Source organism: Streptomyces sp. NPDC033177 (genome assembly GCF_055577715.1).
Genome location: NZ_JBVIPS010000015.1, coordinates 90,645 through 102,275, shown reverse-complemented (window position 1 = coordinate 102,275; position 11,631 = coordinate 90,645). Strand labels below are relative to the sequence as shown.

Annotated in this window: 6 protein-coding genes; 1 reads left to right on the top strand and 5 read right to left on the bottom strand. The window is 69.8% G+C overall.

What is annotated here, in order from left to right:
• Positions 1-165: 165 nt before the first annotated feature.
• Positions 166-1,398: a serine hydrolase domain-containing protein gene (locus ACZ5U5_RS39105; RefSeq protein ID WP_469031337.1), complete on the top strand. Its 1,233-nt coding sequence runs from the start codon at positions 166-168 to the stop codon at positions 1,396-1,398.
• A gap of 180 nt (positions 1,399-1,578) precedes the next feature.
• On the opposite strand, the gene ACZ5U5_RS39100 is transcribed toward ACZ5U5_RS39105, so the two are convergent.
• From ACZ5U5_RS39100 to ACZ5U5_RS39080, 5 genes are all read right to left on the bottom strand, one after another.
• Positions 1,579-2,679 (bottom strand): alpha-hydroxy acid oxidase, encoded by a 1,101-nt coding sequence (locus ACZ5U5_RS39100; RefSeq protein WP_469031336.1) that lies wholly within the window; start codon positions 2,677-2,679, stop codon positions 1,579-1,581.
• Between the two features lie 88 nt (positions 2,680-2,767).
• The gene (locus tag ACZ5U5_RS39095) at positions 2,768-7,750 is read right to left on the bottom strand and encodes a non-ribosomal peptide synthetase (RefSeq protein WP_469031335.1); all 4,983 of its coding nucleotides are present in this window, start codon (positions 7,748-7,750) and stop codon (positions 2,768-2,770) included.
• 79 nt (positions 7,751-7,829) lie between these two features.
• A complete protein-coding gene (gene hppD, locus ACZ5U5_RS39090) occupies positions 7,830-8,903 on the bottom strand; it encodes a 4-hydroxyphenylpyruvate dioxygenase (protein ID WP_469031333.1) in 1,074 nt (357 codons plus the stop codon).
• Between the two features lie 33 nt (positions 8,904-8,936).
• On the bottom strand, positions 8,937-10,319 hold the full coding sequence (locus ACZ5U5_RS39085; RefSeq protein WP_469031332.1) for an aminotransferase-like domain-containing protein: 1,383 nt from the start codon (positions 10,317-10,319) through the stop codon (positions 8,937-8,939).
• Positions 10,320-10,356: 37 nt separating this feature from the next.
• A complete protein-coding gene (locus ACZ5U5_RS39080; protein WP_469031331.1) occupies positions 10,357-11,580 on the bottom strand; it encodes a cytochrome P450 in 1,224 nt (407 codons plus the stop codon).
• Positions 11,581-11,631: the final 51 nt, after the last annotated feature.

The window sequence follows — 11,631 nt, the reverse complement described above, 5'->3', positions numbered from 1 at the left end:
CGACGCGTTCGCCCAGAACTACTCACAGGGCGGCTACGTCCCCGACCGCGCCCGCAAACAGCTCACCGACGCCATCACCCAAGCCGCGAACGAGGACGACGGAGAAGACAAGACGGGCCGATAACGCCACAGCACCAACGCTCGCCGCACGCAAGGAGATTCGCGATGGGAACAGGCAGCAACGGATTATCCGCATCAGGACTGCGTCGACTGCGCGAGGTGCTGATACGGCATGTGGAGTCCAAGAGGATTCCCGGGCTCGTCGCCCTGGTCAGCCGGGGCGAGGAGACACACGTCGAGACGATCGGGACGATGCGCCCTGACGGCGACTCCCCGATGCGCCGGGACACCATCTGCCGGATGGCCTCGACGACCAAGCCGGTCGCGGTGGCGGCGGGGATGGTCCTGCTGGACGAGTGCCGGCTGCGGCTGGACGACCCGGTGGACCGTTGGCTGCCCGAGCTGGCCGACCGGCGTGTCCTCCGGCGGCCCGACGGCCCGCTGGACGACACCGTGCCGGCGCGGCGTCCGATCACCGTGCGGGACCTGCTCACCTCCACGTTCGGACTCGGCCTCGACATGACGGCGCCGCACTCTCCGATGATGGGCGCGTTCTTCGAGCAGGGGGTCTACGGGCAGGAATGGCTGTTGCCCGCAGTGGAGCCGGATGAGTGGATGCGTCGCCTGGGCACCCTCCCGCTGATGCACCAGCCCGGCGAGCGGTGGCTGTACAACATCAGTGACGACGTGCTCGGCGTGCTCGTCGCCAGGGTCACCGGCCAGCCGTTCGAGACGTTCCTGCGCGACCGCGTCCTCGATCCCCTGGGCATGAAGGACACCGGTTTCCACGTGTCCGCCGACAAGATCGACCGGCTTCCTCCGCTGTACGCCCCCGACCCGCAGACCGGGGAGTTCACGGTGGCGGACGAGGTCGAAGGGGGACACCACAGCCGGCCCCCGGCGTTCCCGTCGGGCGGCGGCGGACTGGACTCGACCGTCGACGACTACCACGCCTACTTCCGGATGCTCCTGAACCACGGGATACACGGCACCCAAAGAGTCCTGTCCCGGCAGTCCGTCGAGCTGATGACCACCAACCGCCTCACGCCCGAGCAGCTGGCCGCCCGAGAAGCCTGGGCCCGCGACGTCGTCCATCTGTCGCACGGCCAGGGGCAGCACGGCGGGTGGGGCTTCGGGATGGCGGTGCGCACCTACCGCGGTGACTTCGCACCCGTAGGCCAGTTCGGCTGGGACGGTGGAGCCGGCACCTCGACGTACGCCGACCCGGGCAACCAGGTCGTCGGCATCCTGCTCACCCAGACCGGGATGTCCACCCCGGATTCGGCGCGGGCCATCCACGACTTCTGGACCACCCTCTACCAGGCAATCGACGATTGACCTGCCACCGGTCCAGGACGGCCCGGCGCGCGTCACGTCTCCCCCGGCCGTGACTGGCGCACCTGACCGTCCTTCGGCGCGGAGTGGGCCCCGGGATCACCCCCGGAGCCCACTCCGCGTATCCATGCGGCACCCACGTAAGCACCCGCACAACCCTGCGATCACTTCCGGCACAGGACGCTAGCGCCCCAGCACCTCGCGGGCCCGGTGGTGCCGGCCCCGCTCATCGGCGCCGGCAGCGGGCCGGACGAGTTCGGGGCCGATGTCGGCGAGCTCGCGCAGGCCTGCGAGCCCCATGGCGTCGGTCAGTTCACCGAGCAGGATGTTCAGCACATCCGTCACCCCCTGGTCTCCGTCGACGGCGAGGCCGTGCAGGATCGGGCGGCCGACGAGCACCGCGTCGGCGCCGAGCGCGAGCGCGGCGAGCACGTCCCGGCCCCGGCGCACTCCCCCGTCGAGCAGGACGAGAACACGCCCGTCCACCGCCGTCACGATCTCCGGCAGGGCATCGAGAGTCGCGGGAACACCGTCGAGCTGCCTCCCGCCGTGGTTGGACACGATGATGCCGTCCGCCCCGGCCTCGACGGCGCGCACCGCATCGGCGTCGGTGAGGATCCCCTTGAGCAGGACCGGCAGCGGGCTGATCGAGCGCAGCCACTCCACCACCGACCAGTCCACAGGAGCGAACTCGGCTTTGGCGTGCGCGGCGGGCACCGTGAAGTCGTGCCCCTCGAGGTTGGCCGGGACGATGCCCGCGGGAAGCCGGAAGCCGTTGCGCAGGTCCCTCAGCCTGCGGCCCATGTGGGGCGTGTCGACGGTGAGGACGAGCGCCTCGAAACCCGCGCCCTCCGCACGCTCGATGAGGCGCCGTGTCATCGCCCGGTCGCGCAGGCAGTAGATCTGCAGCCAGAGCGGGCCGCCGCCGGCGGTGGCGAGTTCCTCGATGGAGCGCCCGGCGAAGGTGCTGATCACGACGGGCACACGGGCGGCCGCCGCCGCCCCGCGCACCGTGGCGAGCTCACCCAGCGGGTGGGCCAGCGTGTGGTAACCCAGCGGTGCGACCGCCACCGGCGCGTCCCAGGAGCGGCCGAGGATCGTGACCGCCGTCTCGGGACGAACGGCGCCACGCAGGACCTGCGGCCTCAGCCACAGCCGGTCGAACGCCCCGGCATTGGCCGCGAGCGTCCGTTCCTCGCCCGCGCCGCCCTCGAAGAAGTCCCAGACGGCGGGGGCGAGTCGGGACCTGGCCGATCTCTCGAAATCGCCGAGCGTGAGTCTCATCGCCCGTCCTCCATGGTGTTCGTGGTGGTGCCGTACGGGGGCCTTGCGCCGGAAGGGTCCGGCGCAGTTCAACCGATGGCCTTCCTCGTCAGTCCGCCAGCTTGGTGGCGATGACCTTCATGATGTGTTCCGCGGATTTCGGCATGTGCAGGTCGTGGTGTGTGGCGTCCACGTCGTGCTCCTCGATCGAACCGAGGATGAACGGCCGCCAATCAGGCCCGTACGACTTGTCCTTGTCCTGCGTCGCGTGGAAGAACAGCAGGTCGCCGCGGTAGACCGGCGACTGGAACAGGGCCATCTTCTTCAGGTTGTTGGAACCCACCCTCGCCATGCTTTCGAGGAAGGAGTTCATGCTCTTGGTGTTCATGAACTGGCCGAAGACCTCCTCAACGTCCTGCCGGTACCCCTCCTCCGACCTGCTGGCCACTTCCGGCAGCCTGAACCCGCTGCCTTCACACGCCGGTTGGGAGTCCAGGACGGCCAGCAGAGCGATCTCGTGGCCGCGCCGGTCGAGCACATCCGCGATGGCTTGCGCCAACGGGCCGCCGAAGGACCAGCCGACCAGGTTGAAGGGACCTTCCGGCTGAACCTTGAGTATCTGGGCGAGATAGTCGTCGACCATCTCCTCCACCGATCCCGCCACCGGCTCCGTGCCGTTGGAGCCACGGGCCTGCAGGCAGTAGGCCTGCCGGTCCAGATAGGGGGCGAAACTGAAGTGTGCCCAGCCCAGGCCGCCCCCTCCGTGGAAGAACCACACCGGCGCCTTCCCCGTTCCGGGATCCCTGTTCAGCGGCAGCACGACCTCGAACGAGTCGGCGTGGTTGCCGGGCGCGACACCGCTGAGCACCAGCGCGGCCAGCTCGGCCACCGTGGGGAACTGGACGACCGTCCGCAGGGGCATGTCGATGTCGAACTGCTTGCGGATCTTGGCGCTGAGCCGGGTGGCCAGCAGAGAGTGCCCGCCGAGCGCGAAGAAGTCGTCCTCGACACCGACCCGCTCCAGGCCGAGCAGCTCGCAGAAGAAGGAGCAGATCTTCTCCTCGTGGGAGTTGCGGGGCCCCCCGCCCCGCGCGGTGGTCGCACGGTCCGACGGCAGCGCTCGCCGGTCGAGCTTGCCGGCCGTGTTCAGCGGAAGCTCCGAGAGCGGGACGACCACGGCCGGGACCATGTAGTCCGGCAGACGCCCCCTCAGATACTCGGGCAGCTCGGCCAGGAGCGGACCGATCGCCGTGGCCAGCGCGGGCGCGTTCACCAGGGCCCGCCCCGTCTCCTCGCCGGGAACGAACCCTCCGGAGACGGTCCGCTGCCCCTCCTCCCGCTCGGGCAGGACAATCGCGTCGAAGGCGTGCGCGGCCTGGCCCGACCAGGTCAGGATCGCGCCGCGGCCCTGCCGGCGCGCCCACGCGGCAAGGTCTTCCGGGTCAAGTGGCCTGCCGGGCAGGGCGGCCGCGGTCAGGACACCGGTGGAGGTCGCCATGGCCGCCTCGTTCATCAGGCGTGCGTTGGGTATCCCGGTCACGCGGACGGCGCCGCCCGCCCGGTTGACGCGGCCTTCCAGGCCGGCCAGGTCGGACACCTCACGGCCCCACGGCACCGCGGGCACGCCGGACAGGTCCAGGGCGTCGGCCGGTTGCTTGTGCAGGACGACCTCGTAGCGGTGCCGGGTCAGTTCGTTGTGCGCCTGGCCCGGCTTCAGCCGGATGTCGACCGCGAGGGAACGGTCGGCCGCCCACTGGGTGAACCACCCCGGGGCGACCACCAGCTCCCGCTCGGCGAGCAGCGCCTGCTCGACCAGCGCGCGCAGTTCGTCACGCGAGGCGTGGGGGTGCGCCGCACGCTGCACGGCGGTCGTCATCAGCCGCAGGGTGGTGGCGTTGCGGACGTCACCGACGATGACGCGCCCGCCCGGCGCGAGGAGCTCCACGGCCTGGCGCAGCACCCTGTCCAGGTACTCGGCATCGGGGAAGTACTGCACCACCGAGTTGAGCAGGACGGTGTCGAACACGCCGTGGGGCAGCCCGGAGACGTCCTCGGCCCCCTGCGCGCTGAGCCGGACCCGGTCTCCATGGCCGGCCTGCTCGGCCTGGGCCCGGAGCCGGTCCACGACCGTGGCGGAGATGTCGGTGCCCCAGTACTCGTCGACCGCGTCGACGATCTTGGCGAGCAGCAGGCCGGAACCCACGCCGATCTCAAGGACACGCCGCGGTGCGAACCGCAGCACCTGGGCCACCGCCTCGTCCCGCCACTCGTCCATCTGCTCACGCGGGAGCGGCTCGCCGTCGTACACCGACCTCCACAGCTCGAAGTCCTCGCCCAGTTCCGTGTCGCTGGATTCGGCGTACGTCTCGTCGTAGACCTGGCGCCACTCATCCAACTGATCGCCGGTGTCCGCCACCGCGGCGTCCGGATCGGGCACCACGTACCCGACGATGCGCTTGTCGCCCTGCTGGTTCTCCCGTACCAGGACCGCCGCCTGCGCCACTCCCGGGTGCCCGGCCAGCGCGTTCTCGATCTCGCCGAGCTCGATGCGGAAACCGCGGACCTTCACCTGGAAGTCCGCCCGTCCGAGGTACTCGACCTGGCTGTCCTTGTTCCACCGCACGACATCCCCGGTGCGGTACATGCGGGTGCCGGGCGCACCGAAGGGGCAGGCGACGAACCGGTGCGCGGTCAGCGCGCTCTGCCCCAGATAGCCCCTGGCGAGTCCGGCACCGGCCAGGTACAGCTCGCCGGCGACCCCCGGCGCGACCGGACGCAGCGCCGTGTCCAGGACGTACACCTGGGTGTTCCACACCGGTGCGCCGATCGGGACCCGGTCCGCGTCCGGCACGTGCTGCCAGGCCGTGACCTCCACCGACGCCTCGGTGGGGCCGTACAGGTTGTGCACACCGCAGCCGGGCAGCACGTCGGCGACCTTCTTGGCGAGTGCCGGCGGGAACGCCTCACCCGCGACCTCGATCCACCGCAAGCTGGTGCACTCCTTCGCCGCGGGCTCGGCGGCGAACACCTCCAGGAGGGAGGGCACGAAGTCGGCGCCGGTCACCTGCTCCTGACGGATCAGCTCGGCCAGATAGGCGGGATCCTTGCGGGCGTCCGGACGCGAGATCACCACAGCCGCACCGACCTGCAAGGGTCCGAAGAGTTCCGGCACCGACACGTCGAAACTCGCCGATGTGCTCAGCAGCACCCGGTCTTCGGTACCCACATCGAAGTGCGCGAGACCCCAGGCAAGGCGGTTCATGATCGACCGGTGGGAGACCTGCACGCCCTTGGGGCCGCCGGTGGATCCGGAGGTGAAGATGACGTAGGCGGCGTTGTCCGGCGACAGCTCACGCCGCGGGTTGTCCTGCGGGTATCCGGACACGTCCGGGAGCGTCTCGTCGAGCACCAGCAGCGGATCCGCGCCCCGCACCACCTGCCGCACCCGGTCCTCGGGAAGGTCGGTGTCGATCGGCAGATAGGCGGCGCCCGCCTTGACCACGGCGTACAGCGCCACCATCAGGTCCACCGAACGCGGTATGCGCACCGCCACGAGCCGCTCGGGTCCCGCGCCCTGTTCCACCAGCCAATGTGCCAGCTGGTTGGCACGCCGGTTGAACTCCCCGTAGCTCAGCCGCGTCGTCTCGCCGATCAGCGCGACGCGGTCGGGGTCACGCTCCACCTGGGCCTCGAACGCATCGGGCAGTGTGCCGGGGTCCACCGGCTGTCCGGTGTCGTTGACGCCTCGGACCAGCCAGTCGCGCTCTCCCGGCGCCAGCACCTCGACGGCGCTGATCGGGGCCGTCGGGTCGGAGGCCACCTGCTCCAGCACCCGCATGAACCGGGCGGCGATGGCCTCGACCGTGTCGCGGTCGAACAGCTGGGTCGCGTACTGGAGGTCGCAGCGCAGGCCGCCCGAGTCGTCCACGGCCATGTTGAAGAACAGGTCGAACATGGCCGTCGAGGTGACGTGCTGCTCGAACTCCACCTCGAGCCCGGGGAGTTCGAACTCCCCGCGGTCCCAGTTGTGCCAGGCGAGCATCACCTGGAACAGCGGCTGGTACGCCGTGCTGCGCTCGGGGTTGATCAACTCGATCAGTGTCTCGAACGGCACGTCCTGGCGCTCGTAGGCCGCCAGCGTTTTCTCACGCACCTGCGTCAGGAGCGCGTCGAACGTCGGGTCGCCGGAGAGGTCCACCCGCAGCACCTGGGTGTTGACGAAGAACCCGACCAGATCGGCCAGTGCTTCGTCGGTGCGCCCGGCGATCGGGCTTCCGATGGTCACGTCGTCGCCGCCGCCCAGCTTGCCGAGCAGCACGCCCAGCGCGGCTTCCATGACCATCGACACGGTCATCCCGCGCTCGTCGGCCAGCTTCTGCAGCCGGGTCCCCACCTCTGATTCCGCGACGAAGGTGACCTTGTCTCCCTGTGAACTGCGCTGCGCGGACCGGGGGCGGTCCAGCGGCAGGTTCAACGGCTGCGGAACTCCGGCCAGTTCCTCGCGCCAGTACTCGGCCTGCGCGGCGGCCAGGCTGCCCGGGTCGCTCACGTCACCGAGCAGCTCGCGCTGCCACAGCGCGTAGTCCTTGTACTGCACGGGCAGCGGCTCCCACCGCGGCGCCTTGCCCTCCAGGCGCGCGGCGTACCCCGCGGACATGTCCCGCACCAGCGGCGCCACCGAGGCGCCGTCCGAGGCGATGTGATGGATGACCAGGACCAGGACGTGCTCCTGGGGGCCGCAGCGCAGGAGGGTCGCCCGGAAGGGCAGCTCGGCCGCCAGGTCGAACCGGTGGGCGATGAACTCATCGACCACGCCCCGCACTTCGTCGGCGGGTACGTCGACCACCGGCACCTGCACCGAGGCCTCCGCCGACGACAGGATCCGCTGGAAGGGCTCGCCCTGGTCGTCCGTTACGTACATGGTGCGCAGCGGCTCGTGCCGCTCGACCAGGTCACGGATCGCGGCGATGAGGGCAGCCTGGTCCAGTGCCCCGGTCAGCCGGAACGCCGGGGAGATGTTGTACGTCTCCGCGCCGCCCTCCATCTGGTGCGTCAGCCACATGCGGCGCTGTGCGAAAGAAAGCGGAATCACTGGTCTGCTCCTCTGTGGTCATCCTGCGGAGGTGGGGGGGCGACGCGGGGCCGTCACCGGTGCGGGCAGGTCTCAGGCCTCAGGCCTGGCCGGTCGGGTTGCTCGTCTGCTGGCGGTCCACGGCTTCGTAGAGGGCCTTGATGTTGTTGCTGCCGAACGTGCTGGCACCCCGGCGGTCGATCAGTTCGTAGAAGAGGGTGCCCCTCGTGTGCCGCGACTCGGTGAAGATCTGCAGCATGACCCCTGCCGGGTCGCGGTCGGCGAGGACATTGAGCTCGCGCAGCGCCTCCACGGGGACGCCGATCGGGCCGAGCCGCGATCCCAGCGCCTCGTAGTAGCTCTGCGGTGTGGTGAGGAAACGCACGCCCCGCTCGGCGCTCTTGGGCACGGCCGTCAGGATGTCCTCGGTGAGGAAGGCGATGTGCTGGACGCCGGCGCCGTCGTGGGCCTCGATGAACCGGTCGATCTGCCCCGGGGCACGGGTGACGTCCGGCTCGATGATGGTCAGGGTCAGCCGTCCGGATCCGTTCTGGACGACCTTCGAGTCCATGGCCTGGGACCCGACGATGATCTGCTCCTCGAAGGTCTGCCGAAGGCCGAATATCTCCTCGTAGGCGTGCACCGTCTCCTTGAGCGTGCCCGCGGGCACGCACACCGCGAGGTGGTCGATCTCCGTGAACAGTCCCTCGCCGGAACGGTCCCAGCCGGTCTCCTCGATCAGCGGGGCGAACGGGCCGTCGGGCCGGCCGCGGGAGACGAAGCGGTGCTCCACGTCGCCGAACCCGCTCACCGAGGCGAAGACGACCTGGGCTCCTTCGGGGCCGACTCTCTCGGGCGGGGCGACGGGAAGGGCCCCCCGCTCGAGCGCTTCGGCGAACGCTGCCTGGGCGTCGTCGACACGCAGGCCGATCACGCCGACGCCCTGGCCGTGCCGCTCGACGTATTCGGCGGCACGGTGATCGGGGCTGGTGGCCGAGGTCACCAGCAGGGTGATGTTGTGCTGGCGCAACAGCACCGAATCGCATCCGCGCAGACCCGTACGGGCGCCACCGCGACCGGCGACGGCGAAGCCGAACTGGTCGCGCAGCTCAAGGGCCGCCTCCTCGGCGTCATCAACGAAAAGCTCTATGTGATCGATCGACTGGATATCCACACGCCACCTCCAGGGGTGAACACTTGACCGGACTCAGCAGCCGCGGCGCTGTGCCGCGGCAACTTCGGACTCGATGAAATCGGCCAGCCGTCGGAGCCCCTCCTCCACGTCGGCGTGGGTCAGGTAGCTGGTCGACAGCCGGATGGTGTGATCACCCCCGCCGTCCGGATGGAAGTAGGACATCGGCGTCCAGATGACCCCGAAGTCCTGCGCGGATCGGCCGAGCGCGGCGTCGTCGGCACGGAAGGCGACCTGCAGTGTCAGGAAGAAACCCCCGCTGGGCGCGTTCCAGCTCACGCCGAGCCGGGACCTGCGCTCGGCGGGGAACTCACGTTCCAGGCCCCGCAGGGCGACCTGCATGGTGTCCCCGTAGTGGGCGGCCGCCTTCTCGTTCAGCTCGGCGACCCGGCCGCGGGAGGCCAGCAGGGCACCCGCCACGGCCGCCTGGCTCAGCGGCGAGGTGTTCACGGTGATCATGCTCTTGATCTTGGCGAGCTCGTCGGCGAGCAGCCCCGTGGTCCCGTCCGCCCTCAGCACCGTCTGGTCGGCGACGGCATAACCCACGCGCGCGCCCGGGAACAGCGACTTGGCGTACGAGCCCAGGTGGATCACGCGCCGGCCCTGGTCGAGCGACTTCAGCGTGGGCACCTGTACGCCGGGGCTGACCAGCCGGTAGGGGCTGTCCTCAAGGATGTACAGGTCGAACCGGTCGGCCAGGGCCAGCAGTTCGTGCCTGGTCTCCAGCGGCATCGTGACGCCGGAGGGGTTGGAATGGTCAGGGATCACGTACAGCGCGCGGGGCCTGCGCCCGCGCAGGCGTTCGGCCAGGACCGCGGCCTCCACGTCGGCGCACGACAGGCCGCCCGCCCGCTCCTCGACGGCGACCACCTCGGCGTCGAGGAGCCGCGCCGCGCCGGTGATCCCCACATAGCAGGGGCTGGAGACCAGCAGCGTGTCGTCGGGACCGGACATCAGCGCGCGCAGGGCCAGGAACATCGCCTCCTGGCAGCCCACCGTGACCACGATCGACTCCGCCGGCACGTCGATGCCCTCGTCCACGCGGAGCGAATCGGCGATGAGTTCGCGGATCAGCCCGGCGGACGGCCCGTACTGGAACATCGCGCTGCGCACCTCGGCCGGTGAGCGCCCCTGGGCGGCCAGGTGGTCCAGAAAGCGGCGCAGATGGGCGAAGATCTGCTCGGTGTCGAAGAAGTCCTCGTGCGGCCTGCCCGGACCGAAGGAGATGGCCTGCGGGTAATTCAGGGTGACTTCGTTGAGGAAGTTCATCGTGTCCATCACGGGATCCGCGACGCCGGGGTGCAGATCCTCCATGCGCAGCACCGCTGCGCCGCCCGGCCGGGGCGGCGGGACACAATCGCCACCGATGTCTTTCGTCACGCCGTACGTCTCGCTCATCGCGATCGCCTTCCAAGGGTCCGGCCCGGTGCACCGCTCACCAGCGCACCGGGAACGCTGAGAGCGGCCTGGCACCGCCGGCCACGGGCTCGTGGTAACTCAGGCGGCCGTCGATCTTCAGACCGTCACGCTGGATCAGCAGGTGATCGAGGGCTACCTCGCCCTCGATGTAGGCGAGCATCGCGCCGAGGCAGTAGTGCGGGCCCGCGCCGAAGGCGACGTGGCTCTCCTTGCGCTTCAAGACCCGTTCCACATCGCACCGTTCGGGCTCGCTGAAGAGGCTCGGGTCGTAATTGGCCGATTGCAGGGAGCCCGTCAGGGCGTCGCCCTTGCAGACCGGGACCCCGGCGAACTCCATGTCCTCGGTCGCGTACCGGGGACCGGCGAGCGGGACGGGGTTCGCGACCCGCATCAACTCGTACATGGCGTGCGGCAGGGCTTCCGGCTTGGCGCGCAGCAGGGCCAGCTGATCCGGATTGTCGAGGAGCGTGACGATCGCGTTCGGAATGAAGTGGGCCGTGGAGTGGTGCCCGTTGTTCACCACGACGAGCACCAGCGAGACGATCTCGGCTTCGGTGAGCCGGTCACCGTTCTCCTCGCTCTTGCGGAGCAGGAAGGAGATCATGTCGTCCGCGGGCTCGGCCCGGCGCCGCGCGATGAGCTCCTTGACGTAATCGGCCAGGCCGCGGACGCTCGCGGCGACATCGGCGCCGGCGTCGGCGTAGTCGTTCATCCACTTCCGCACCTGCGGCTGATCGGGTTCGTCGACGCCGATGAGTTCGCAGATGACGGTGCCGGTCAGCGGTGAGGAGTACTCGTCGATGAGGTCCCCTGATCCCTTCTGGACCAGGGCGTCGATGAGCCGGGCGGAGATCTCCTCGATGCGCGGCCGCATCGCCTTCATCCGCTTGGCGCTGAACGCGGGCGTCACGAGCCGGCGCAGCCGGGAGTGGTACGCGCCGTCCACGAGCATCAAGTTGGCCGCCAGATACTCCCGGAACTCGTCCGGCAGATCGAGTGCCGCGACCGCCTGGTCGGCCAGGCTGGGCCCATGATGACCCGGCACGTTCTGATGGTCCACGACGAGCCGCGGGTCGCTCAGCGCCGACGAGACGTCTTCGCTCCGCGTGATCAGCCAGACCGGCGGCCCGCCGGGAAACCCGATGCGAACGAGCGGAGACGCCTCCCTCAGTCGCGCGTAGGAACCGATGGGGTCATCGGTGAATTCAGGAGCCAGCAGGCTCACGAACGGCTCAGGCATGGTCTGCGTCTCCTTGACGTCCTCGTCGAACGGTGGTGGCACACGAGAGGG